Genomic DNA, 23,036 nt, shown 5'->3' with positions numbered 1-23,036 from the left:
GGATGCTGAGGGTGATCACGGTAAATAATCTGTGGCACATTCGGTCCCCTCTCCCCGTGGGAGAGGGTTAGGGGCCGGCTTCATAGCTGGAATGGTACCCGTTTCACAAAATCCTTCTGAAAAGCGGTGGCTTTATCCCAGCCGCCTTCCATCGAATATTTCTGGCAAATCAGCGTTAGCGTATGCCGGGCAAAATGGTAACTCTGCACGCGGAACAGCTGGCATCGCTGTGGGTTGTTGATCTCAATAATCAGCCGATTGTGCAGTTTGCTCAGCGCATGCAGGTAGCTTTCGTCATCGCCGTTTTCCAGGCATAAATTTGCCATGCCAAGGCTGATGGCATTGTAACGCTTCAGATGATTGATATGGCATTCCGGCCGTTGCAGCGCCGCTTCCGCCATATAAAAATCTACCGTGACATCACGGATGTTGAACTTGTATTCATCAATTTTGCCCAGCAGCCACGCATTTATCGAGATAGCCATAGGTCCACGCCCAATTAAAGCTAATGATAATCATTATCATATTTGCTGCTGTGGCGATGATCAATGCTCCTCGCCGATTTTTTTCTGTTGTGGGCGATTTGTGCGTACACAGGCTAAAAACACGCGAACGACTAGACTTAAAGCAGGGAAAGGCATTTTTCAGACAGACAAAATGCAGAAATAGGTATTTTCTATGAATGTTTAAAATCGACGATTTATCTGTCTCTATAACCTTGCGAGGGCAGCGGGATAAGGCGTTCGAGATAGGATGAATTACAATGAATTCATAGGGATGAAAATTGTCTTAGCCACTTTTTTGCCCGGATGTGTCAGCGGTTTATCGCGCCGCCGAGTGCAAATCCGGGCGTTTGGCAAATACCCCCGCAAAACAAACGGTTGAAGTGATAATCATTATCACTAACATAGGCGGTAAACCACACCGGCGGTGGTAAAACACGAATGTGAGGTAGGCCATATGCATACGGAAGATGTTGGTACTTTTTCCTTGGCAGACAATGTCTGGCAGGGCATTGCGCTGAGCGACAGCGCGGTGAAGCAGATAATCAGACTCATGCAGCAGGATGCGCAGGTTAAAGGGCTGCAACTCGGGGTCAAACAATCCGGTTGTGCGGGCTTTGCCTACGTGCTGGATTTGACCCGCGAACCTGCCAGCGACGATCTATTGTTCGAGCGCGACGGGGCAAAACTGTTCGTGCCGCTAAAAGCGATGCCGTTTATCGATGGCACCACGGTAGATTTTGTTCGGGAAGGGCTGAATCAGATGTTCAAATTTAACAACCCTAAAGCTCAGAACGCCTGCGGGTGCGGTGAGAGCTTTGGCGTTTAAGCGATACCAAAATGACACGAAGCAACGTAGAAACAGCGAATGATGTACCGGCTTGGGTCAGCGAAGGTCGCTACAAGGAAGGATTCTTTACCCAACTGGCCACCGATGAGTTGGCCAAAGGCATCAACGAAGAGGTGGTTCGCGCCATCTCGGCCAAGCGTAATGAACCCGAGTGGATGCTGGAATTCCGCCTGGAGGCTTATCGTGCCTGGCTGCAAATGGAAGAGCCACACTGGCTGAAAGCCAACTACGACAAGCTGAACTATCAGGATTACAGCTACTATTCAGCGCCGTCCTGTGGCAGCTGTGATGATGCCTGTGGTTCACAGCCAGGGGCGGAGCAGCAGCCTGGAGCCAGCACGGAAAACGGCTATCTGACCAGCGAGGTTGAACTGGCGTTCAATCAGTTGGGGGTTCCAGTGCGTGAAGGCAGTGAGGTGGCGGTGGACGCCATTTTCGACTCGGTTTCCGTCGCCACCACCTATCGTGAAAAGTTGGCGGAAAGCGGGGTGATCTTCTGCTCGTTCGGTGAGGCCATTCACGAATATCCGGATCTGGTGCGCAAGTATCTGGGCCGCGTGGTGCCGCACAACGACAACTTTTTCGCCGCGCTCAATGCTGCGGTGGCTTCCGACGGCACCTTTGTCTACGTGCCAAAGGGCGTACGCTGCCCGATGGAGCTTTCCACCTATTTTCGCATCAACGCCGCGAAAACCGGTCAATTTGAACGCACCATCCTGATTGCCGATGAAGGCAGCTACGTCAGCTACATCGAAGGTTGCTCGGCGCCGGTACGCGACAGCTATCAGCTGCACGCTGCGGTGGTAGAAGTGATCCTGCATAAAGACGCCGAAGTGAAGTATTCCACGGTGCAAAACTGGTTCTCCGGCGGTGGCGAAAGCAAGGGCGGCATTCTTAACTTCGTCACCAAGAGAGCGCTGTGCGAAGGTGCGGGTTCAAAAATGTCCTGGACCCAGTCGGAAACCGGCTCAGCGATCACCTGGAAATACCCTAGCGTGATCTTGCAGGGCGACAACTCGATCGGTGAGTTCTTCTCGGTGGCGCTGACCAGCGGCTATCAGCAGGCGGATACCGGCACCAAGATGATCCATATTGGTAAAAACACCAAATCGACCATTATTGCCAAAGGGATCTCCGCCGGGCACAGTCAGAATACCTACCGTGGATTGGTGAAGATCCTGCCTGGGGCGGAAAACGCCCGTAACTTTACCCAGTGCGATTCGATGCTGATCGGGCCGAACAGCGGGGCTCATACCTTCCCTTATGTGGAAACGCGCAATAACAGCGCACAGCTTGAACACGAAGCCACCACGTCGAAGATTGGTGACGACCAGCTGTTCTACTGCCTGCAACGGGGGATTAGCGAAGATGATGCCATCTCGATGATCGTCAATGGTTTCTGTAAGGACGTGTTCTCCGAATTGCCGCTGGAATTTGCCGTGGAGGCACAGAAGTTACTGGCTATCAGCCTGGAACACAGCGTCGGTTAAGCACCCGCATTTATCGCGCAATCGCGCAGTCTGAGGACACCGCATGTTAAGTATCAAGAATTTGCAAGTCAGCGCCGAAGGTAATGAGATCCTCAAGGGGCTGAGCCTGGAGATCAAACCGGGCGAAGTGCACGCCATCATGGGGCCAAACGGCTCCGGCAAAAGCACGCTTTCTGCCACGCTGGCTGGCCGGGAAGAGTACGAGGTCACGGCAGGCGAAGTCACGTTTAAAGGCAAAGATCTGCTGGAGCTGGCTCCTGAAGATCGGGCTGGTGAGGGCGTGTTCCTGGCATTCCAGTATCCGGTGGAAATTCCCGGCGTCAGCAACCACTTCTTCCTGCAAGCGTCGGTGAACGCGGTGCGTAAATATCGTGGGCAAGAGGCGCTGGATCGTTTTGATTTCGCCGATTTTATCGAGCAGAAAATTGAGCTGTTGAATATGCCAGCGGATTTGTTGACCCGCTCGGTCAACGTCGGCTTTTCCGGCGGCGAGAAGAAGCGCAACGACATCCTGCAAATGGCCGCGCTTGAGCCGGAGTTGTGCATCCTGGATGAAACGGACTCCGGGTTGGATATCGATGCCCTGAAGATCGTTGCCAACGGCGTCAACTCGCTGCGTGACGGCAAGCGCGCCTTTATTATCGTCACCCACTATCAGCGTATTCTCGATTATATCAAACCGGATTACGTCCACGTGCTGTCCCAGGGGCGCATCGTGAAGTCCGGTGATTTCTCATTGGTGAAGCAGTTGGAGGAGCAGGGCTATGGCTGGCTTTCCGACCAACAGTAATTCATTGGCGCTACAGCAGATGTACAGCCTGTTCGAAGCCCGCGGCGGCGAGCACTCTGCACATGCGTTAGCCCACTGGCAGCAGGCTTTGCGCCAAGGCTGGCCGACCCGCAAGCATGAAAACTGGAAATACACCCCGCTGGAAGGCTTGCTGGAACAACAGTTCCTGGCACCGGCTGACTCAGTGTTCAGTGCAGCGCAGCGTGATCAACTGGCATTGAAGATCGATGCGTACCGCTTGGTATTTGTCGATGGGCGCTTGTGCCCGCAATTGAGTGACGAGGATCTGGGCGAATACCGTCTGGAGAGGATCGCCCATGTTGCGCCACAAGCGCTGCCGGAGCCGATCCAGCCAGAGATTTTCCTGCATCTGAGCGAAAGCCTGGCGCAGGAAACCAGCATCATCCGCCTGGCCGCCGGCAAAACTCCGGTCAAGCCACTCTACCTGCTGCATATCAGCAGTGGGCGCGACCAGCCCGGCGAAGTCAATACGCTGCATCATCGGCACCATCTGGAGATTGCGGGCGGTGCTCGGGCCTCGGTCATCGAGCATTATGTCAGCGTCAGCCCGGCGGCCCATTTTACCGGCGCGCGTCTGACCGTCACGGTGGGTGATAATGCCGAGCTGCATCACTGCAAACTGGCGTTTGAGAGTCAGGCCTGCTATCACTTTGCCCATAACGACCTGCTGATTGGCCGCGACGCGCGGGTGAAAAGCGACAGCTTCCTGCTGGGTGCAGGGCTGACACGCCACCACACCAGCGCACAGTTAAACGGTGAGGGGAGCAACCTGGTGATCAACAGTCTGGTGCTGCCGGTAGGTAAAGAGGTGTGTGACACCCGCACCTATCTGGAGCACAACAAAGGCTATTGCGAAAGCCGCCAACTGCACAAAACGGTGGTCAGCGATCGGGCCAAAGCGGTGTTTAACGGCATGATCAAGGTCGCGCAGCACGCGATCAAAACCGACGGCCAGATGAACAACCACAATCTGCTGTTGGGCAAGGTGGCGGAGGTTGACACCAAACCGCAACTGGAAATCTACGCCGATGATGTCAAATGCAGCCACGGTGCCACCGTGGGCCGGATCGACGAAGAACAGCTGTTTTATCTGCAATCGCGCGGTATCGGCAAGCATGCGGCCCAGCAGATGATCATCTTTGCTTTTGCCGCCGAACTTACGGAGGGCATTGCCGACCCGGTCATTCGGCAACAGGTGCTGGCACGCATTGCCGATCGTTTGCCTAGGGAGGCCGCATGAGTTATCCCCTGGAACGGGTGCGTAGCGATTTTCCCCTGCTGAGCCGGGAGGTTAACGGGCAGCCGCTGGCTTACCTGGACAGCGCCGCCAGCGCGCAGAAACCGCAGAGTGTGATTGACCGCGAGCTGGATTTCTATCGTCATGGTTATGCCGCTGTGCATCGCGGTATCCACACGCTGAGCGCTGAAGCCACACAGCAGATGGAAGCCGTGCGTGAGCAGATGGCGCGTTTTATCAACGCGGGCTCGGCGGAAGAAATTGTGTTCGTCAAAGGCACCACCGAAGGCATCAATCTGGTGGCCAACAGCTTTGGCCGTGATCTCCTGACGGCAGGCGATAGCATCATCATCACCGAGATGGAGCACCACGCCAATATAGTCCCCTGGCAAATGCTGGCGCAGGAGCGTGGTATCAAGCTGCGAGTCTGGCCGTTGCAACCCGACGGTACTCTGGATCTGGCGCAATTGCCGGGTTTGATCGATGCTTCTACCAAGCTGCTGGCCATTACCCAGGTCTCGAACGTGCTGGGTACCGTTAATCCGCTGCATGAAATCATTCCCGTGGCCAAAGCGGCGGGTCTGAAGGTGCTGGTCGATGGCGCTCAGGCGGTGATGCACCAGCGGATCGATGTCCAGGCGCTGGACTGCGATTTCTACGTGTTCTCCGGCCATAAACTGTATGGGCCGAGCGGGATTGGCATTCTGTACGGCAAGCAGGCATTGCTGGCGCAGATGCCACCGTGGGAAGGCGGGGGTGCGATGATCCAACGGGTCAGCCTGACGCAAGGGACCACCTTTGCTGCGCCTCCATGGCGTTTTGAGGCCGGTTCGCCGAATACGGCTGGCATGATGGGGTTGGGAGCCGCCATCGACTATGTCGAGGCTCTGGGGCTGGAAAACATCCACGATTATGAGCAATCTTTAATGCGCTATGCCCTGGAAGCATTACAACAGGTGCCAACGCTGAAGATTTACGGCCCGGCGCAGCGTGCCGGCGTGATTGCCTTCAACCTGGGTGAACACCATGCCTACGACGTGGGCAGCTTTCTGGATCAATACGGGATCGCCATTCGCACCGGGCACCACTGCGCCATGCCACTGATGGATTTCTACCGGGTGCCAAGTATGTGCCGCGCTTCGCTGGCATTGTACACTAGCCGTCAGGAAGTGGATCGGCTGGTGGCAGGTTTGCAGCGTATCCACCGCTTGTTAGGCTAATCATTCAAGGGAGCCACATGGCGCAATTGCCGGACAAAGATAAACTGGTGCGTAACTTTTCCCGCTGCCTGAACTGGGAAGAGAAGTACCTGTATGTGATCGAACTGGGCAGCCAGTTGCCCGCGCTGGAAGAAAGTGAACGCCAGGCGGGCAATCTGATTTCCGGCTGCCAAAGCCAGGTCTGGATCGTGATGAGCAAAGACGCGCAAGGGCGAGTCGAGTTTCACGGCGATAGCGATGCCGCCATCGTCAAGGGGCTGCTGGCGGTGGTGTTTATTGTTTATCACCAGCTCACGCCGCAGCAAATCCTCGATCTGGATGTGCGGCCCTTGTTCAGCGAACTGGCTTTGAGCCAGCATCTGACGCCTTCCCGCTCTCAGGGGCTGGAGGCGATGATCCGCGCTATTCGCAGTAAAGCGGCGCTGATCGTCTGACCGAACCCCCAAGGCTTATTGATGGCAGGTTATGTCAATGAGCCTTTACAATCTCAGCCGAATTCCCTCTTTTTACACCAATCCGCAATCATTTCAGTTACTTATCCGTTGACGATGCCTTGACAATTCCGGTAATTGATTATGTTATAACATGTTGATTTTTGACAATTAATTGCCTTTGAACGGGTTCTTGCTAATATCGAACGAGCATTTGTCTTATTTACCTACCGGCAAGCGACCGCTAGCCTTGCCATGAACCGTAATAACAATAGGGATGAGAATGAAACGTGCGTTGACTCTAATGGGCGTGTTATTCGCCACCGTACTGACCGGCACCCAGGCCGCCAGTGCCAACGAATACCCATTGCCGCCGCCGGGCAGTCGTCTGATTGGTGAAAATACGATTTATAACGTGCCAAACGATGGCCGTTCGCTGGAAGCCATTGCGGCTGAATACAAGATTGGTCTGTTGGGCATGCTGGAAGCCAACCCAGGCACCGATCCCTATTTGCCTAAACCGGGAACGGCGCTGACGATCCCGACGCAAATGCTGCTGCCGGATACCCCACGCGAAGGGATTGTGGTCAACCTGGCGGAACTGCGTCTGTACTATTATCCGAAAGGGGAAGACAAGGTGATCGTCTATCCAATCGGTATCGGCCAGACCGGTATGAACACGCCGCTGAAGGTCACCTCGGTCAGCCAGAAGATCCCGAACCCGACCTGGACGCCAACCACCAACATTCGTAAGCGTTACCAGTCACAGGGAGTCACGTTGCCTGCGGTAGTTCCGGCTGGGCCTGAGAATCCGATGGGCCTGTTTGCCATGCGTCTGGCCATGGGGCATGGGGAATACCTGATCCACGGCACCAATGCCAACTTTGGTATCGGCATGCGCGTGAGCTCGGGGTGTATCCGCCTGCGCCCGGACGATATCGAAGCGCTGTTCAACCAGGTGCCTCAGGGCACCCGAGTGCAAATCGTCAATGAACCGATAAAAGTCGCCGTTGAGCCAGACGGTAAGCGCTATGTCGAAGTGCATCAGCCGTTGTCGAAAGTGGCCAGCGACGATCCGCAAACCATGCCGATCGCGCTTTCCAAAAATCAGAAAGCATTTGCTGCTGATGAACAGACCGATAAGGCCGTGCTCGACAGCGCCATCGTACGGCGTTCAGGCATGCCAGTGCTGGTCAGTGTAGGGCAAGACCCTTCCGCCGTCTCTGTGCCGCCTACAGCGCCTCAGGAACAGGCTGCTGGTACCGCTGGCGAGACTGGGGCCCCGATTAGTTCGGTGAACTGAGTTCTGGTATTGAGGAAGGGCACGGCATAGTTAAAGTGTCATCAATCTGAGCCTGGCGTTGAGCCGGGCTTTTTTTTGTCGGTAAGCGGGCAGGGGCAAATCAGAGGCAAAAAAAAAACGGTGCACAATGTGCACCGTTTTCAATAACCGAAGCAAACTTACTTTTTGTAAGCGTGTGCTTGGTTGTCCAGACGCTGGTTAGCGCGCGCTGCGTCGTCTTTAGCTGCTTGAACGTCTGAACGGATTGCGTTCACGTCGTTGCTCAGCTGATCAACTTTAGCGTTCAGAGTCTGAACGTCAGAAGACAGTTGATCGATTTTAGCATTGCTTGAGCAACCAGCCAGCATAGTTGAAGCCAGGATTACCGCGCCCAGTACCAGTTTAGTACGATTCATTATAACACCCTCTAGATTGAGTTAATCTCCATGTAGCGTTACAAGTATTACACAAACTTTTTTCGAAAGAGAATAAATTTTTTGTATTAGGGTGCTTTATTTTGATCGTTCGCTCAAACTTGCATCTTGTTTTACAAAATAGTTAAAAAAACGAGGGAAAACAGCCGGATTCTATGGGACAACTCTCAATTGAAATGAACAAAATAAAGCGAGTTAATGGTTGCGTTTTTCTGAAACTACGGTACGGCAGATAAAAAAAACGCCGCTAGGCGGCGTTTTGTTCACGGATTTCTTGTCACGTTTAATATTACAGCACGTGAACCGAAGCAGTATTGGTGGTGCCGCTTGGTACCAGAGCACCGGAAACCATCACCACCACGTCGCCTTTTTGTGCCAGGCCGCTCGCCAAAGCCACTTCTTTACCAATGCGGTAGAAGTCGTCGGTAGAAGCAATTTCCTTGACCATCTGAGTGGTAATGCCTTTGCTCAGGATCAACTGACGTGCAGTCACTTCATTGGTAGTCAGTGCCAGGATCACGGCGTTAGGGAAGTATTTACGCACGGATTTGGCTGACTTGCCGCCGCTGGTGGCTACCACGATCAGTGGCGCGTCCAGTTTCTCGGCAGTTTCTACCGCACCACGGCACACCGCTTCGGTGATACGCAGTTTACGGTTGTCGTTCAGGGTGTCGATACGGCTTGGCATTACGCGATCGGTACGTTCGCAGATGGTTGCCATGATGGTCACGGCTTCCAGCGGGTATTTACCCTTGGCGCTTTCACCAGACAGCATTACCGCATCGGTACCGTCCAGGATGGCGTTGGCAACGTCACCCGCTTCCGCACGGGTAGGGCGCGGGTTCTTGATCATTGAATCCAGCATCTGGGTCGCGGTGATAACCACTTTACGGGCGCGGTTACACTTCTCGATCATCATCTTCTGCGCGAAGATCACTTCTTCAACCGGGATTTCAACGCCCAGGTCACCACGAGCAACCATGATGCCGTCAGAGGCTTCGAGGATCTCGTCGAAGTTGTTCAGACCTTCCTGGTTTTCGATCTTGGAGATGATCTGGATGTTTTCGCCGCCGTGGGCTTTCAGGTGCTCACGGATTTCCAGCACGTCGGAACGCTTACGGATAAAGGAAGCCGCAACGAAGTCTACGCCTTGCTCACAACCGAAGATCAGGTCGCGCTTGTCTTTTTCGGCCAGCGCTGGCAGCTGAATGGAAACGCCCGGCAGGTTAACGCCTTTGTTTTCGCCCAGATCGCCGCTGTTCAGAACTTTACAGATCACTTCGCTTTCGGTGACCGCAGTTACTTCCATACCGATCAGGCCGTCATCCACCAGCACGGTATTGCCAATTTTCAGGTCGGCAGCAAAGCCAGGGTAGGTCACCGCAACGCGTTCTTTGTTGCCGATAACGCTTTGATCGGTGGTGAAGGTGAAGGTTTGACCCGCAACCAGGGCTGCGTCAACGCCACCTTCCAGCTTCATGGTACGGATTTCCGGGCCTTTGGTATCGAGCAGGATACCGGCGTTCTTGCCGGTTTTGGCGATCACCGCACGCATGTTCTTGATGCGGTTGCCGTGTTCTTCATAATCGCCATGGGAGAAGTTAAGGCGCATTACGTTCATGCCCGCGTTCAGCAGGCTGGTCAGCATTTCTTCCGATTCGGTTTTTGGGCCGATGGTACAAACAATTTTGGTCTTTTTCATGACGATTTTTTCTGCAAGTTGTGATGGATAATAAAACTAACGGTACCGACGGTTAAGCCATCGGTAAGGGATTTGAGTTGGACCTGGCAATGCAAAACATAGTTAAGGATAGGTGACAGTCGTCGAAATGGTGTGGAAAAATTCGGCCGATGCCCAGATGCGGCTAGGCTGCGCAAAAAGCGAGGATGAGAATTTGTTGTAATCGCGTTTTCGCAGATCAAGGGCTGAAACCATTCAACTGAAAGACGTGGCGCATTATAAGACTATGCGGCTGGAAACAAAACAAAAAACCGCACCCGTCGGCAGGTTTGTACATAAAGTCAGCAAATGTGGCGCAAATAGACCGCAGGTCGGCGGGTTTGTTGCGCAAATAGGGTTACTGTAACGGATTATGTTGGCTAATATTTCAAGCGCTCTGCTGAATTTCCAGCAGGATACCGTCATCCAGACAGAAGCAACCAAATACGGTAGCGGCAGGGATCAATAGCGTTTCCTCGGCGATCAGCGTGTGCACATCGCTGCCGACGGTGAACTCGAAAATACCCGACAGGATACGGATTTGCTGGGGGTAGGGGCGTTTTTGCAGTTGGTCAAAGATGCCCGCGGCAAATTTGACTTCCCAGGCGGTGCTGCCATCGCTCATCAGCCCTTGGCGGCGGGTGAGGCCATTGTCGAGAAGCTCGAACGCTAGCTGTGATTTAAAAACCGACATCATATTACCTCCATCAGGATACAGCGCTGATGATACGCGACAGGCTGACGCTAGTCCGGTATTACTGCTAAACATGATTTGCCGTCAGGCGAGAGAGAATACTGGGAAGCGAAACAAGAAGTGGTGCGTCTGAATGGACTCGAACCATCGACCCCTACCATGTCAAGGTAGTGCTCTAACCAACTGAGCTACAGACGCACTGTGGTACTTGCAGGAATTTGGTGCGTCTGAATGGACTCGAACCATCGACCCCCACCATGTCAAGGTGGTGCTCTAACCAACTGAGCTACAGACGCATCTTCTTCCTCTCTGTCATGGCTGACAGCGGGGACGAATATTAACGAGCAACCCGGCCGCTGGCAAGGGGAAAAACGCAATTTTATTCGGTATTTCACGCGATTGCTGAGCTTCTGTGCAGTCAGGCGGTTTTTTCTGCAATGGCTGGCGAGGAACTGGCCGGTTTGCCTCGGGCAAACCGGCACCAGGGATTAACGGGTGGAACGCTGCAGAATCAATGCAGGCGGTTGGCGCTGCAACCAACGCATACGCAAGACCATCATGATGGCGGCAAAGGTCAGGCCGATAATAAAGCCGAACCAGAATCCGCTTGGCCCCATGGCAGGTACGACGTAATCCGTCAGCGCCAACAGATAGCCGCTTGGTAACCCGAGCACCCAATAGGACACGAAGGTGATGTAGAAGATCGCACGGGTATCTTTATAACCCCGCAGGATCCCGCTGCCGATCACCTGGATAGAGTCGGATATCTGGTAAATCGCCGCCAACAGCATCAGATGGGAGGCCATGGTCACCACTGCTGGATTGTCGTTGTATAACAGGGCGATAGGTTCACGGAACACCGCGGTAAACAGCGCCGAGCAACTGGCCATGGCGATACCGACGGCAATCGCCGCATAGGCGGCAACCCGAGCGCCTTCAACCGAGCCTTCACCAAGGCGGTGCCCAACGCGAATGGTCGCCCCCACCCCGAGCGACAGAGGCAGTACAAACATCAGTGAGCTGAAGTTAAGGGCGATCTGGTGCCCGGCAACCGCGACGATACCCAGCGGCGAAACCAGCAATGCCACTACGGCAAACAGCGTCACTTCGAAGAACAAGGCCAGGGCCACCGGCAGACCAATGCCGATCAGGCGTTTTAACGCCTGCCAGTCCGGGCCACGATGTGCACCTTCCTCCAGTTTGATATCCCGCAGCGAAGGCGCGCGTTTGGCGTACCAGCGCATCATCAGGAACATCATCCAATACACGCTGGCGGTAGCGACACCGCAACCGACACCGCCCATTTCCGGCATGCCAAACTTGCCGAAAATCAAAATGTAGTTGATCGGGATGTTGATCAACAGCCCCAAAAAGCCGATGACCATGCCGGGCTTGGTTTTGGACAAGCCTTCACACTGGCCACGGACTACCTGGAAGAACAAATAGCCGGGTGCCCCCCACATAATGGCGTGCAGGAAACCAATGGCTTTTTCAGCCAGCAGCGGATCGATGTTGTGCATCATGTCGATCACCAAATGGCTGTTATAAATCACGGCAATAATGAGTAGTGACACCCCCGATGCCAACCAAAAGCCCTGACGCACCTGATATGCAATACGATCGCGGCGGCCCGCGCCGTTGAGCTGGGCGATCACCGGGGTCAACGCCAGCAATAAACCGTGGCCGAACAGGATGGTCGGCAGCCAGATAGACGTGCCGACGGCCACGGCCGCCATATCGGTGGCGCTATAGGAACCCGCCATGATGGTATCAACCACGCCCATCGCGGTTTGGGATATTTGCGCAATGATGACCGGAATTGCGAGGGCCAATAAACTACGCGCCTCAATAAAATACTTCTGCACGTACACACCTTTTTAATTATTTATGAAGGGTGTTGCTCTAAAACGGCAACAACTAAAAACTGCGGAATTTGTCGAAAATATTGTACCTGCAAGCCGGAGCTAAGCAAAGGTTGTAACGAAATAGTTATCGCCGTACGGTTTCGGGCCGCAACGTGAAACAACCGGGATGCAAACTAGGCAAGTACCGTTTTTTTTGCCGTTGTGCGTTTGGTTTTCTGCCTTAACTGGGGCAAACTGCTTACAGCGCTTAGAACATAGTCACCAAGAAGAGGCCAACATGTTTACCGGTATCGTACAAGGCACAGCCCCGCTGGTTGCCATTGATGAAAAACCCAATTTCCGTACCCACGTTGTTGAAATGCCAGATGAACTGCTGCCAGGGCTGGAATTGGGGGCCTCGGTTGCCCACAACGGCTGTTGTCTGACCGTCACCGAGATTGCTGGCAACCGTGTCAGCTTTGATCTGATCAAAGAGACTCTGCGGTTGACCAATCTTGGCGATCTTAAGCAGGGGGATATCGTCAACCTGGAAAGAGCGGCCAAGTTTAACGATGAGATCGGTGGGCACCTGATGTCCGGGCATATTATCTGTACGGCGGAAGTTGCCAAGATTTATACCTCGGAAAATAATCGCCAGATTTGGCTACGCATGCCGAATATCGATTTGATGAAATATGTGCTGCATAAAGGTTTCATCGGCATCGACGGCATCAGCCTGACCATTGGCGAGGTGGTAAATAACCGTTTCTGCGTGCATCTGATCCCGGAAACCCTTGAGCGCACCACGCTGGGTAAAAAGCGTCTGGGTGATAAGGTCAATATCGAGATCGATCCGCAAACTCAGGCGGTGGTAGATACCGTTGAGCGCGTATTGGCTAATCGTGAGGCTGCGTTAGCCGTGGCCAACGCGCTGGCACCTAAAGCCTGAAAACCGTAAACCGATAACCCTTGGAGGAGTCAAACGTGAAGTTTTATGGCAAAACGATGATGTTAGCGGCGCTGTTGGCGCTGACGGCCTGTTCAAGCTCAACGGAGCAAGCAAACTCACAGCCCGCCGAGGATGATACCTGTGGCGCGGCGCAATATCAGAATTATGTCGGTAAACCGCTGTCTGCGTTGGATGGGGTCAGTATTCCTCAGCAGGTGCGTACCATTCCTTATAACTCTATGGTGACCATGGACTTCAATCTGAAGCGTTTGAACTTTATGGGTGACAGCGAAGACAAGATCATTCGCGTTTATTGCGGTTAATGACTCTTCCCCCTCGGTGAGGGGGAAGATATTTCAGCGGGGTACGCGCAGGCCGCCCTCGACGCCTTTAGGGCTGAACACCACCTGCCACAGTTGGATATCGCGAGCTCGGAACGCACCAGCACAGGCATTAAGGTAATAACTGAACATCCTTTCGAAGCGTTCGGAATAGCGCGACGCCAGCTGTGGCCAACTCTGTTTGAAACGTTCATACCAGGCCATCAGGGTGCGATCGTAATCCGCACCGATATTATGCCAATCTTCCATCACAAACCGGCCTTCGCTGGCCTTGGCGATATGTTTCACCGACGGCAGGCATCCGTTGGGGAAGATATATTTATTGATCCAGGGATCGACGTTCATATCGGTCTGGTTAGAGCCAATGGTGTGCAACAGGAAAATACCATCCGGTTTTAAATTACGCTCGACCACCTCGAAATAGGTGCGGTAGTTTTTCGGCCCGACGTGTTCGAACATGCCGACGGAGACGATACGGTCAAACTGCTGGTGGAGATCGCGGTAATCCTGCAACAGAATTTCCACGTCCAGCCCAGCACAGCGTTGTTGCGCCATTTTTTGCTGCTCGGCGGAGATGGTCACCCCTACCATGGAAACGCCGTAATGTTTGGCCGCATAGGCAGAAAGCCCCCCCCAGCCACAACCGATATCCAATACCCGCATGCCCGGTTGCAGATGTAGTTTGTCGCAAATCAACCGCAGCTTGGCTTCCTGCGCCTCTTCCAGCGTGTTGGCCTGTGGCCAGTAAGCGCAGGAATATTGCATATAAGGGTCAAGCATCTGGGTAAACAGATCGTTACCCAGATCGTAATGTTCTTTACCCACGATCCAGGCACGTTTTTTAGATTGCAGATTGGTCAGGCGGGCGGCGACAATACGCAGGATATCTTTCAGGTGGTGGGGCAGTTTCTTTTCCAGACCGGCGGCGATAACCCGCTGAAAAAATACGTCCAGCCGCTCGCACTCCCACCAGCCGTCCATATAGCTTTCGCCCAGCCCCAGGGAGCCATCTCGCAGTACGCGTTTAAAGAAATTGGGATTATTGATCTGAATATCGAAAGGGCGTGAGCCATTGATCTCAATACCGGCCATGCTAAGCATTTCATGTGCGATACGATACCAATGGTTATCCTGGACGCTCAGATCTTCTATACACGATGAACTCATAGCTTCTCCATCACCTTCTTCTGACTTATGATCCTGCAGAATTTAGCGTAGACAATTTCTACAGGGGCATACGTATACCTACGGTAAAAGTTGACCGTGGTGTCTGAAATCCGACTGGAACAGAGGTAATTTAAGAGACTCCCTGCGTTAAAGGACGCGGGTAAATTCAGCCTTAAATAAAGTGTGATGCCATCCACGTATGCGGCAGTTGCCGCAATAAGAGCTTAGTATAACTGTTATTGTAAAAGGTCGTTTTGAGTATAGGCTTGCCGAGACACAGACTCAACTGCAAATCGCGCTCGGCAAGAATTTTCATTAAGTGACTATTTACCAAGGTAATTATGACACGGAGTCGGCGTGCTCCTGGCGCGTCACCTGCGTTTCATCCGTTCCTTTCCCACGCTGGATCAGATAGCCCAAGGCTGCCAAAAATACCGTGGCTACCATTACGGTGGTCGTGGCTAACAGCGGTTGGCTGATAAATGCCGAAACCAACAGGCTGGCGATAAAGCATAGTCCCAGCTGGAGCGTGTTTTGCAGCGCTGCGGCTTTGCCGCTGTTGTTGGGGAAAGGCATTAGCGCGTTGGACACTAAAATAGGATAGCTGGCACCGTTCACTAACGCCATAAAGCAGAACGGGATCAACAGCGTGGTCAATGTCGGTTCGCTCAGGATGGCGATCAGATACAACGCCACCATGCTGATGCCATAAGCTACCAGCAGCCACGGCAGCAAGGCTTTGCCAGAAATGCGATTCAAGGCGCTACGGCAGCTGTAACCCCCTAATAAGAAAGCCAGCGTCTGTGGCACATAACTCAGACCAATATCGTTTGGGCCATATCCCATATCGCCGAGAATAAAAGGGGAACCGGTCAGCCAGGCGAAGAACCCGGCAGAGCAGGCAGCAAACACCATCACGTTGCCGCTGAATACCGGAGATTTCAGGATCTGCATAAAGCCAAGACTCGGCTTTTTATCGGCGGAGGGCACCAGTCTGCTACGGTCTTTCAGCAATAACGTCGGGATCAGCAGCAGGGCGGTGATGCCCAGCAGCACGGCGAAGATGGCGCGCCATCCCATATGATTCAGCAACCAGGCCCCCAGCAGCGGAGCCAGCGCCGGGGAGAGGGCAACCAGCGGCATAATGGCAGCGAAAACGCGGTTGGCTTTGCCATCGCGGTAGCGATCGACCACGATCGCCTGCCAGGTGACGGCAGCGGAGCACACGCCAATGGCCTGAATAAAGCGCAATGACCACAGTTGCACAACGTTCTCGACCCACAGCATACCGAGGCAGCCGACGGCGAACAGCGCCAGGCCAATCAATAGCACAGGCTTACGGCCAATACGGTCGGACAGCGGTCCCCACAGCAACTGGGCGAAGGCAAAGCCTGCCAGGAAGATGCTCAGGCTGGCGCTGATGGCACCGGCGGAGATTTGCAGATCCTGCTGCATCGCCCCAAAGGCGGGCAGATACATATCGGTAGCCAGATAGCCCAACATGCTCAGGCCGGCCAGGTAGAACATAAATCCAAAATTTCGCATTACTATTTCTCGTTAAAATTATGTTGTTGCAGGTTTTGAAGCGCCGGCAAGTGTATACGGCTGGATCTCTGGTTGTGAAACGGTAATATTTGCAAGATGCTGTTAAAAAATTTGAAGGCAAGCTTATGTGGTCAGAATATTCACTCGATGTGGTTGATGCGGTCGCGCGGACGGGGAGTTTCAGCGCGGCGGCACAGGAGCTGCACCGCGTTCCTTCTGCGGTGAGTTATACGGTGCGCCAATTGGAGCAATGGCTGGCGGTGCCGCTGTTTGAACGTCGTCACCGTGATGTGGAACTGACGCCAGCGGGGGCGCTGTTTATTAAAGAAGCACGGGTTGTTATCAAAAAAATGCTCGATACCCGGCGACAGTGCCAGCAGGTAGCCAACGGTTGGCGGGGACAGTTGCGGATTGCGGTCGATCTGATCGTCAAACCCCAGCGTAGCCGCCAGTTGGTGCTGGACTTTTATCGTCACTTCCCCGATGTGGAGTTGATGGTGCAGCCGGAAGTGTTTAACGGCGTGTGGGATGCGCTGGTGGATGGCCGTGCGGAGATGGCTATTGGCGCAACGCGAGCGGTGCCTGTAGGAGGGGGGTTTGCCTTTCGCGATATGGGCTTTATGAATTGGCTCTGCGTGGTCCATGCCAAGCACCCGTTGGCTACCTTGACGGGGGAGCTGCGTGACGATCAATTACGGCCCTATCCGTCACTGCTGTTGGAAGACACCTCACGCAATTTACCCAAGCGGGTGACCTGGTCGCTGGACAACCAGCGGCGATTGACGGTGCCGGACTGGGTTTCGGCGGTTGATTGTTTACGTGCCGGGCTGTGTGTGGGCATGGTGCCCGCGCATCGGGTTTTACCCTTGGTGGAAAGTGGCGAATTGGTAGTGTTACCGCTGCAAGAGCCATTCCCGCCCAGCGCCTGCTGCCTGACCTGGCAGCAAAACGCCCAGTCACCGGCGATGGCCTGGCTGCTGGATTATCTGGGCGACAGCGAAACGCTCAATCAGGAATGGCTCAGCGAAGAGATGCCGGGGACAGCGCGTAACTAATCGGGTGCCGCAGGCAGAATACGGCACCCCTTACGGGTTAACGGCGGTAATCGACAAAAGGACCATCGGCCACGGAGCGGCGCTCGATCAGCTTTGGATGTACTTCAATGACCTGTGACTCTTCACGCTTGCTGATGATGCGATCCAGCAGCATGGTAAAGGCCATCTCGCCCAGACGTTCTTTCGGCTGGTGGATGGTGGTCAGGGCCGGGGTGAAGTAGCGCGCATTGCGCACGTTGTCGTAGCCAATGACTGAGATATCCTGCGGGACACGCAGCCCCAACTCATCGGCGGCGCAGATCGCCCCCATGGCCATAATGTCACCCCCACAGAAAACAGCGGTTGGGCGATGCTTTTGCGACAGGATTTGATGCATGGCTTTGTAGCCCGATTCCGGCTCGAAATCTCCCTGCACGATCCACTCTTCGTGTACGTCAATATTGGCTTCCTTCATGGCCTTCAGAAAGCCCTGGTGACGACCTCCGCCGGTATTACGCGACAGTTGACCCGGAATGGCCCCGATATCACGGTGGCCGCGCTCGATCAGGTAACGGCCAGCCAGATAGCCGCCCTCGAAGGCGTTGTCGATAATGGTATCGGTGAAGTCACCGCGTGCGGTGCCCCAATCCATCACCACCATGGGAATATTACGGTAGTCTTCCAGCATGCCCAGCAGTTGGTCCGGGTATTCAGAACACATCACCAGCAGACCATCGACGCGTTTTTGCGCCAGCATCGCCAGATAGGCTTGCTGTTTATCCAGGTTATTGTGCGAGTTACACAGGATCAGGGTGTAGCCTTTACTGTAGCAGCTGTTTTCTACCGCTTCGATCACCTCGGCAAAATAGGGGGCCTCGCTCGAGGTGGCGAGCAAACCGATCGATTTGGTGTGGTTGACCTTGAGGCTGCGGGCCACGGCGCTGGGTGAATAGTGCAGCTCTTTGATAGCGGCCCAAACGGCCGTTTTGGTATCTTCGGCGACGAAACGCGTTTTATTGATAACGTGCGAAACGGTAGTGGTAGAAACGCCAGCGCGTTTGGCCACATCTTTAATCGTTGCCATGTAAAAAATGACTCCTGAACCCACATGTTACAGCATGTAAGTATGATGTTAATCGTTTGCCTGCGTAGATCCTTTCCCAGATAAGCGAAAACTGAGTTTTTAGTGCTGAAGTCGTAAGTCGCTCGAACAGGGAGGGGCAATTTATCGGTACGCAGTTGTGAACTGCGGATTTTGTCGCATATTGGACAAAAGTGGAAGAGCTAATCGGTATTTATCCGCCGGGAAATGATAACAAGATTTTAATCACGAACTGTGGGAAAATGATTTGACGTATTAACTGTGTGGCTTATGCTCTGGAAAAGCCAATCTGAGAGGGAGTTGTATATGGATACCGATTTGAAGATGTCATTACTCACCACCGTGGGTGCTTTGGCAATGATTATTGCTTTCAGCTTTGTTGCCGCATTGAACTGATCCACCGCAATAAACAAAGGCGCAGCTTGATGCCGCGCCTTATTACTCGTTAACCACCCGCCGTTAAGCCAGGTTTTTAGCCACGAACGCCCAGTTTACCAACGCCCAGAAGTTTTCCAGATACTTTGGCCGCGCATTGCGGTAGTCGATATAGTAAGCATGCTCCCACACGTCAACGGTCAATAGCGGAATGTCTTCACCCGTCAGCGGGGTTGCCGCATTCGAGGTGCTGACGATCGCCAGACTGCCATCCGCTTTTTTCACCAGCCAGGTCCAGCCAGCGCCGAAGTTTTTCACGGCGGCATCGGTGAACTGCTCTTTAAAGGCGGCGAAAGAGCCGAATGACTTGTTGATCGCTTCCGCTACTGCGCCCGTTGGCTCGCCACCGCCCTGTGGTGATAAACAGTGCCAATAGAAGGTGTGGTTCCAGACCTGAGCGGCATTGTTGAACACACCGCCGGTAGAGGTCTTGACGATCTCGACCAGGGATTTGCCTTCGAACTCGCTGCCTTTCACCAGATTGTTCAGGTTAACCACGTAGGTGTTATGGTGCTTGCCATAGTGGTATTCCAGCGTTTCGGCGGAAATGTGCGGTTCGAGAGCATTTTTCTCATACGGTAATGCAGGTAATTCAAACGACATTGCTTTCTCCTTTTATCGACAACACGCTTCTCCGACACCGTCAGCCAGGCAGGCCAAGGGAGGAAAAACGCAATTGCACCACTTTTATTATGGTTATTAATCTTAACAACTTTCGGCGCGAAAAGAACATCCAAAGTGTGCCAGGTGGTTGATTGATTAAAGTCGCAGCGGATTTTTATTGGGTAGGGGCAGCAAAGCACGGCCGAACAGCAAGGTTCAGCCGTGACAGGTCAACGAATGGTGGTTGGGGTCACTACGCGGCGGGCGCCAATGTAATGGTTTTGCCAGTAGTCGTTATCCAACTGACTGATGCGGATTTCTTCACCGGTGCGCGGTGACTGGATGAACTTGCCGTTACCAAGATAGACACCAACATGATCGGCGGTGCCGCGGTTATTGATGCGGAAGAATACCAGGTCACCTTTCTCCAGCTCGTTGCGTTTGATCGGTGCTGCATCGCGCAGGTGGTACATTTCGTTGGCGGTGCGCGGCATTTTGATTTTCACTACGTCTTTATAGGCGTAATAAATCAGGCCGCTGCAATCGAAGCCGGTACCCGGTGAAGAGCCGCCCCAGCGGTAAGGTTTACCCATTTGCCCCATCAGCTTGGCCATGGCGGTCTGCTTGGCGTGCTGATAGCGTTTTTTGTGGGCGGCGGAAAGTTTCAGCGGTTTTTCACGACCAGCCAGCTTTGCCGTAGCCAGCCCTTCTTCACGATGACGACCATAACCTTTTTTATAGCCCTTTTTCGGTGGGGTGACTTTAAGTTTGGCCGTCTTGGTTGTCTTATTCTTGGCTTTAACGCTGGTGGTTTTTTTAGCGGTCTTTAATGATGCGGTTTTTGCTTTTAACGTTTTCGGTGGGGGGGTTGCCTTCACTTTTTTATTGGCTTTCTCCGCTTTCTTTTTCTTGCGGTCATCGGGCCGGGCTTCATTAACGTGACTCTTGCGCTGCTCGGCAGAAACACGTGCCTGTGGCGCAGCGTGCGCCAGATTGAAGAAGAGCTGCGTAAACAGCAGCACAAAAAGTGTAATAATTAACCGCATGTCGACGTTACCAACCTTGGCCCCGAACAAAAATCGAATGAGTCACAGTATTCCCGAAATTCACCCTATAAAACAGCGTGGATCTCATAAATACTAATCCATATTGTGAGAAAACGTTAATGGCATTTTTTTTGCTGCATAATCAAACACCTGATGACTAAAAAAACGTCAGGGATGCAGGAGTTTCCTTATTCCGCGCCGGCAGAAGGCGGTGCAAATATAATAGTGAAACGCGTGGATTAAAAATGTTATTCTGGGGCCATGTTTTGACCGGTTCGGTGTGGCCGCAGCCAGTGCTGAGGCAACCAGAGAATGTCCCTGCAAAAGATGGCGTTTTCTTGGTACCGTTCCTGCCGCTACAATAGCCAGTGTGATGCATGTTGTAGCCATGATGTGGCTTGAGGAAGCAATAATGACGACGATTGAAAAAATTCAGCAGCAAATTTCTGCCAACCCGATCCTGCTGTATATGAAAGGCTCCCCGAAATTGCCAAGCTGCGGTTTCTCTGCTCAGGCCGTACAGGCGCTGTCCGCCTGTGGCGAACGTTTCGCCTACGTGGATATTCTGCAAAATCCGGATATCCGCGCCGAGCTGCCAAAATATGCCAACTGGCCAACTTTCCCGCAGCTGTGGGTGGATGGTGAACTGGTTGGCGGTTGCGATATCATCATCGAGATGTACCAGCGTGGTGAACTGCAGCCGTTGATCAAAGAAACGGCCGAGAAATATAAAGATCAGGAAGACCAGCAGCCGTAATCGCTCAGGTCTATCCCGAATAAAATCGGGCGGTACTGTTAAAGTGCCGCCCGATTTTTTTATGCTTGTCGCCCTACGGCAGGCTATTGCGATTCAGCGTTGGCTAGCGGCCAGCCGCCAAGACGTTTCCAGCGGTTGACCAACTCGCAGAACAGCTGAGCGGTTTGTTGGGTATCATACAGCGCGGAATGTGCCTGGCTGCTATCAAACGGCATACCGGCGGCAATACAGGCTTTGGCCAGCACCGTCTGCCCCAATACCAGCCCGCTGAGCGCAGCGGTATCAAAGGTGGCGAAAGGATGGAACGGGTTACGCTTCAGGCTGGCACGCTCGGCGGCAGCCATCAGGAAACTGTGATCAAAGTTGGCATTATGTGCCACGATGATCGCCCGGTTACAGCCCTGATCCTTAATGCCTTTACGCACGGCCTTGAAAATCGCGTGCAGCGCATCATATTCGCTCACTGCGCCACGCAGTGGGTTATGCGGATCGATACCGTTGAAGGCCAGCGCTTCCGGTTGCAGGTTCGCCCCTTCAAACGGCTCGACATGAAAATGCAGCGTTTCATCTTGCTGCAACCAGCCATGCTCATCCATTTTCAGCGTGACGGCGGCAATCTCTAGCAGCGCATCGGTCTGAGCGTGAAACCCGGCGGTTTCCACATCAATAACAACGGGATAAAACCCACGGAAACGACCACTCAGGGCGTTAAGATCACTTTTTTCGGCCATCAGTTTCTTATCTTTAGCGAATTCAGCGCGCATTATGACAAATTTCTTGCCCTGGTGCAGCGGAGAAAGAAAGCAGGGCGCAGAACGCGCCCTGGAGCAACCTCAGTTACCGAGGCCGTGACCGGCGTGCTTGTTCTCGATCAGTTCGATTTTGTAACCGTCCGGATCTTCGACGAAGGCAATCACGGTGGTACCGCCCTTGACCGGGCCAGCTTCGCGGGTGACTTTACCACCGGCCTGGCGGATAGTGTCGCAGGTGGCGGCAACGTCGTCGACGCCCAGCGCCAGATGACCGAAAGCGGAGCCCATGTCGTAGCTGTCGACGCCCCAGTTATAGGTCAGTTCGATGACCGAACCCTCGCTTTCATCGCTGTAGCCAACGAAGGCCAACGAGTATTTGTACTCGGTGTTTTCGCTGGTACGCAGCAGGCGCATGCCTAATACCTTGGTATAGAAGTCGATAGAGCGTTGCAGATCGCCGACACGGAGCATGGTATGGAGTAAGCGCATAATTTCCTCTGATTGGATATGCCGCGGCTGACGGCAGGTGACTTGAACAGCGTCAGACAGTATAGCCTTGTCGCATAAGGCAATTCAACGCATGCGGTTGATAGCGGAGCCAAGTTACGTTGTCACAAAAATAGTTTGCTGCGGATAACGGTGTAGCAGGTGGAAATCATACAGAACGCCGACACGCCGTGAACCCGTCCATGGGGCTCACAATCGCGCTTCCATGCGCTCAACGGTCGGCTAACCTGCATGACTCCCACCTGCCTCAGGCTTGAGGTAATGCGGTAGTAAAGGCATCTA

24 protein-coding genes and 2 tRNA genes are annotated in these 23,036 nt (G+C 53.6%); 12 read left to right on the top strand and 14 right to left on the bottom strand.

The genetic code is table 11. The features are described from left to right. Window positions 1-80 precede the first annotated feature (80 nt). Window positions 81-485, bottom strand: coding sequence for a hypothetical protein (locus ACRDCA_RS11290; protein ID WP_438689588.1), 405 nt, complete (start codon window positions 483-485; stop codon window positions 81-83). A 475-nt stretch (window positions 486-960) separates the two neighbouring features. Here ACRDCA_RS11290 and sufA point away from each other — a divergent pair, with 475 nt between their 5' ends. The 7 genes from sufA to ACRDCA_RS11255 all read left to right on the top strand — a co-directional run bounded on the left by sufA (window position 961) and on the right by ACRDCA_RS11255 (window position 7,845). Next, window positions 961-1,332, top strand: coding sequence for a Fe-S cluster assembly scaffold SufA (gene sufA / locus ACRDCA_RS11285; RefSeq protein WP_438689587.1), 372 nt, complete (start codon window positions 961-963; stop codon window positions 1,330-1,332). 11 nt (window positions 1,333-1,343) lie between these two features. Beyond that, window positions 1,344-2,843, top strand: coding sequence for a Fe-S cluster assembly protein SufB (gene sufB / locus ACRDCA_RS11280; RefSeq protein WP_438689586.1), 1,500 nt, complete (start codon window positions 1,344-1,346; stop codon window positions 2,841-2,843). A gap of 43 nt (window positions 2,844-2,886) precedes the next feature. Beyond that, window positions 2,887-3,633 (top strand): Fe-S cluster assembly ATPase SufC, encoded by a 747-nt coding sequence (gene sufC / locus ACRDCA_RS11275; protein WP_025119729.1) that lies wholly within the window; start codon window positions 2,887-2,889, stop codon window positions 3,631-3,633. Next, the gene (gene sufD / locus ACRDCA_RS11270; protein WP_438689585.1) at window positions 3,608-4,894 is read left to right on the top strand and encodes a Fe-S cluster assembly protein SufD; all 1,287 of its coding nucleotides are present in this window, start codon (window positions 3,608-3,610) and stop codon (window positions 4,892-4,894) included. Before sufC ends, sufD begins: the two co-directional genes overlap by 26 nt. Beyond that, entirely contained in the window at window positions 4,891-6,111 is a 1,221-nt protein-coding gene (sufS, locus tag ACRDCA_RS11265; protein WP_438689584.1) for a cysteine desulfurase SufS, read from the top strand. The genes sufD and sufS overlap by 4 nt, the downstream gene beginning before the upstream one ends. 17 nt (window positions 6,112-6,128) lie before the next feature. Then, entirely contained in the window at window positions 6,129-6,545 is a 417-nt protein-coding gene (sufE, locus tag ACRDCA_RS11260) for a cysteine desulfuration protein SufE (protein ID WP_438689583.1), read from the top strand. A gap of 280 nt (window positions 6,546-6,825) precedes the next feature. Continuing rightward, window positions 6,826-7,845 (top strand): L,D-transpeptidase family protein, encoded by a 1,020-nt coding sequence (locus ACRDCA_RS11255; protein WP_438689582.1) that lies wholly within the window; start codon window positions 6,826-6,828, stop codon window positions 7,843-7,845. A gap of 158 nt (window positions 7,846-8,003) precedes the next feature. Here ACRDCA_RS11255 and ACRDCA_RS11250 read toward each other — a convergent pair whose 3' ends face one another. From ACRDCA_RS11250 to ACRDCA_RS11225, 6 genes are all read right to left on the bottom strand, one after another. Beyond that, entirely contained in the window at window positions 8,004-8,240 is a 237-nt protein-coding gene (locus tag ACRDCA_RS11250; protein ID WP_005165631.1) for a major outer membrane lipoprotein, read from the bottom strand. Between the two features lie 307 nt (window positions 8,241-8,547). Further along, complete coding sequence (gene pykF, locus ACRDCA_RS11245; protein WP_024486166.1) at window positions 8,548-9,960, bottom strand: pyruvate kinase PykF; 1,413 nt, start codon at window positions 9,958-9,960, stop codon at window positions 8,548-8,550. 406 nt (window positions 9,961-10,366) lie between these two features. Next, entirely contained in the window at window positions 10,367-10,672 is a 306-nt protein-coding gene (locus tag ACRDCA_RS11240; protein WP_438690143.1) for a cupin, read from the bottom strand. Between the two features lie 121 nt (window positions 10,673-10,793). Further along, window positions 10,794-10,870 (bottom strand) — tRNA-Val (locus tag ACRDCA_RS11235). Window positions 10,871-10,891: 21 nt separating this feature from the next. Continuing rightward, a tRNA-Val gene (locus ACRDCA_RS11230) sits at window positions 10,892-10,968 on the bottom strand. Between the two features lie 192 nt (window positions 10,969-11,160). Further along, complete coding sequence (locus tag ACRDCA_RS11225; protein ID WP_438689581.1) at window positions 11,161-12,537, bottom strand: MATE family efflux transporter; 1,377 nt, start codon at window positions 12,535-12,537, stop codon at window positions 11,161-11,163. Window positions 12,538-12,814: 277 nt separating this feature from the next. Between ACRDCA_RS11225 and ACRDCA_RS11220 the strand changes: the two genes are divergently transcribed. Both ACRDCA_RS11220 and ACRDCA_RS11215 read left to right on the top strand, forming a co-directional pair. After that, window positions 12,815-13,465, top strand: coding sequence for a riboflavin synthase subunit alpha (locus tag ACRDCA_RS11220; protein ID WP_438689580.1), 651 nt, complete (start codon window positions 12,815-12,817; stop codon window positions 13,463-13,465). A 35-nt stretch (window positions 13,466-13,500) separates the two neighbouring features. Further along, window positions 13,501-13,788 (top strand): I78 family peptidase inhibitor, encoded by a 288-nt coding sequence (locus ACRDCA_RS11215; RefSeq protein ID WP_438689579.1) that lies wholly within the window; start codon window positions 13,501-13,503, stop codon window positions 13,786-13,788. Window positions 13,789-13,821: 33 nt separating this feature from the next. Here the strand turns inward: ACRDCA_RS11215 and cfa are convergent, their stop codons facing one another. Together cfa and punC are read right to left on the bottom strand one after the other, a co-directional pair. Further along, the gene (gene cfa, locus ACRDCA_RS11210; RefSeq protein ID WP_438689578.1) at window positions 13,822-14,973 is read right to left on the bottom strand and encodes a cyclopropane fatty acyl phospholipid synthase; all 1,152 of its coding nucleotides are present in this window, start codon (window positions 14,971-14,973) and stop codon (window positions 13,822-13,824) included. A gap of 339 nt (window positions 14,974-15,312) precedes the next feature. Beyond that, window positions 15,313-16,518, bottom strand: a complete 1,206-nt coding sequence (punC, locus tag ACRDCA_RS11205) for a purine nucleoside transporter PunC (RefSeq protein ID WP_438689577.1) — start codon at window positions 16,516-16,518, stop codon at window positions 15,313-15,315. 125 nt (window positions 16,519-16,643) lie between these two features. On the opposite strand from punC, the gene punR reads away from it, so the two are divergent. Further along, window positions 16,644-17,573 (top strand): DNA-binding transcriptional activator PunR, encoded by a 930-nt coding sequence (gene punR, locus ACRDCA_RS11200; RefSeq protein WP_438689576.1) that lies wholly within the window; start codon window positions 16,644-16,646, stop codon window positions 17,571-17,573. 37 nt (window positions 17,574-17,610) lie between these two features. Here punR and purR read toward each other — a convergent pair whose 3' ends face one another. Beyond that, entirely contained in the window at window positions 17,611-18,636 is a 1,026-nt protein-coding gene (gene purR / locus ACRDCA_RS11195) for an HTH-type transcriptional repressor PurR (RefSeq protein ID WP_438689575.1), read from the bottom strand. 324 nt (window positions 18,637-18,960) lie between these two features. Between purR and ACRDCA_RS11190 the strand changes: the two genes are divergently transcribed. Next, window positions 18,961-19,050: a cytochrome bd-I oxidase subunit CydH gene (locus ACRDCA_RS11190; RefSeq protein WP_248945280.1), complete on the top strand. Its 90-nt coding sequence runs from the start codon at window positions 18,961-18,963 to the stop codon at window positions 19,048-19,050. 63 nt (window positions 19,051-19,113) lie between these two features. Here the strand turns inward: ACRDCA_RS11190 and sodB are convergent, their stop codons facing one another. Both sodB and ACRDCA_RS11180 read right to left on the bottom strand, forming a co-directional pair. Continuing rightward, on the bottom strand, window positions 19,114-19,692 hold the full coding sequence (gene sodB / locus ACRDCA_RS11185) for a superoxide dismutase [Fe] (RefSeq protein ID WP_438689574.1): 579 nt from the start codon (window positions 19,690-19,692) through the stop codon (window positions 19,114-19,116). A gap of 230 nt (window positions 19,693-19,922) precedes the next feature. Further along, window positions 19,923-20,738, bottom strand: a complete 816-nt coding sequence (locus tag ACRDCA_RS11180) for a C40 family peptidase (RefSeq protein WP_438689573.1) — start codon at window positions 20,736-20,738, stop codon at window positions 19,923-19,925. 409 nt (window positions 20,739-21,147) lie between these two features. On the opposite strand from ACRDCA_RS11180, the gene ACRDCA_RS11175 reads away from it, so the two are divergent. Further along, window positions 21,148-21,495 (top strand): Grx4 family monothiol glutaredoxin, encoded by a 348-nt coding sequence (locus ACRDCA_RS11175; RefSeq protein WP_172413932.1) that lies wholly within the window; start codon window positions 21,148-21,150, stop codon window positions 21,493-21,495. A gap of 83 nt (window positions 21,496-21,578) precedes the next feature. On the opposite strand, the gene rnt is transcribed toward ACRDCA_RS11175, so the two are convergent. Continuing rightward, window positions 21,579-22,259 carry a ribonuclease T gene (gene rnt, locus ACRDCA_RS11170; RefSeq protein ID WP_438689572.1) on the bottom strand — a complete coding sequence of 227 codons (681 nt, stop codon included), beginning with the start codon at window positions 22,257-22,259 and terminating at the stop codon, window positions 21,579-21,581. 69 nt (window positions 22,260-22,328) lie between these two features. Then, entirely contained in the window at window positions 22,329-22,736 is a 408-nt protein-coding gene (gloA, locus tag ACRDCA_RS11165) for a lactoylglutathione lyase (protein ID WP_071683647.1), read from the bottom strand. Between the last annotated feature and the right edge of the window lie 300 nt (window positions 22,737-23,036).

The organism is Serratia sp. (in: enterobacteria) (genome assembly GCF_051654945.1).
In the GTDB taxonomy this organism is placed as follows: domain Bacteria; phylum Pseudomonadota; class Gammaproteobacteria; order Enterobacterales; family Enterobacteriaceae; genus Chania.
This window is presented reverse-complemented; position numbering and strand designations above follow the sequence as displayed.

Coding starts and splice junctions, on each gene's coding strand:
- ACRDCA_RS11250 (WP_005165631.1), bottom strand. CDS start 8,240: ATGAATCGTACTAAACTGGTACTGGGCGCGGTAATCCTGGCTTCAACT.
- punC (WP_438689577.1), bottom strand. CDS start 16,518: ATGCGAAATTTTGGATTTATGTTCTACCTGGCCGGCCTGAGCATGTTG.
- ACRDCA_RS11180 (WP_438689573.1), bottom strand. CDS start 20,738: ATGCGGTTAATTATTACACTTTTTGTGCTGCTGTTTACGCAGCTCTTC.
- purR (WP_438689575.1), bottom strand. CDS start 18,636: ATGGCAACGATTAAAGATGTGGCCAAACGCGCTGGCGTTTCTACCACT.
- sufC (WP_025119729.1), top strand. CDS start 2,887: ATGTTAAGTATCAAGAATTTGCAAGTCAGCGCCGAAGGTAATGAGATC.
- ACRDCA_RS11220 (WP_438689580.1), top strand. CDS start 12,815: ATGTTTACCGGTATCGTACAAGGCACAGCCCCGCTGGTTGCCATTGAT.
- ACRDCA_RS11255 (WP_438689582.1), top strand. CDS start 6,826: ATGAAACGTGCGTTGACTCTAATGGGCGTGTTATTCGCCACCGTACTG.
- sufE (WP_438689583.1), top strand. CDS start 6,129: ATGGCGCAATTGCCGGACAAAGATAAACTGGTGCGTAACTTTTCCCGC.
- sufS (WP_438689584.1), top strand. CDS start 4,891: ATGAGTTATCCCCTGGAACGGGTGCGTAGCGATTTTCCCCTGCTGAGC.
- punR (WP_438689576.1), top strand. CDS start 16,644: ATGTGGTCAGAATATTCACTCGATGTGGTTGATGCGGTCGCGCGGACG.
- ACRDCA_RS11290 (WP_438689588.1), bottom strand. CDS start 485: ATGGCTATCTCGATAAATGCGTGGCTGCTGGGCAAAATTGATGAATAC.
- sufD (WP_438689585.1), top strand. CDS start 3,608: ATGGCTGGCTTTCCGACCAACAGTAATTCATTGGCGCTACAGCAGATG.
- rnt (WP_438689572.1), bottom strand. CDS start 22,259: ATGCGCGCTGAATTCGCTAAAGATAAGAAACTGATGGCCGAAAAAAGT.
- sufA (WP_438689587.1), top strand. CDS start 961: ATGCATACGGAAGATGTTGGTACTTTTTCCTTGGCAGACAATGTCTGG.
- sufB (WP_438689586.1), top strand. CDS start 1,344: ATGACACGAAGCAACGTAGAAACAGCGAATGATGTACCGGCTTGGGTC.
- ACRDCA_RS11190 (WP_248945280.1), top strand. CDS start 18,961: ATGGATACCGATTTGAAGATGTCATTACTCACCACCGTGGGTGCTTTG.
- pykF (WP_024486166.1), bottom strand. CDS start 9,960: ATGAAAAAGACCAAAATTGTTTGTACCATCGGCCCAAAAACCGAATCG.
- ACRDCA_RS11240 (WP_438690143.1), bottom strand. CDS start 10,672: ATGTCGGTTTTTAAATCACAGCTAGCGTTCGAGCTTCTCGACAATGGC.
- sodB (WP_438689574.1), bottom strand. CDS start 19,692: ATGTCGTTTGAATTACCTGCATTACCGTATGAGAAAAATGCTCTCGAA.
- cfa (WP_438689578.1), bottom strand. CDS start 14,973: ATGAGTTCATCGTGTATAGAAGATCTGAGCGTCCAGGATAACCATTGG.
- gloA (WP_071683647.1), bottom strand. CDS start 22,736: ATGCGCTTACTCCATACCATGCTCCGTGTCGGCGATCTGCAACGCTCT.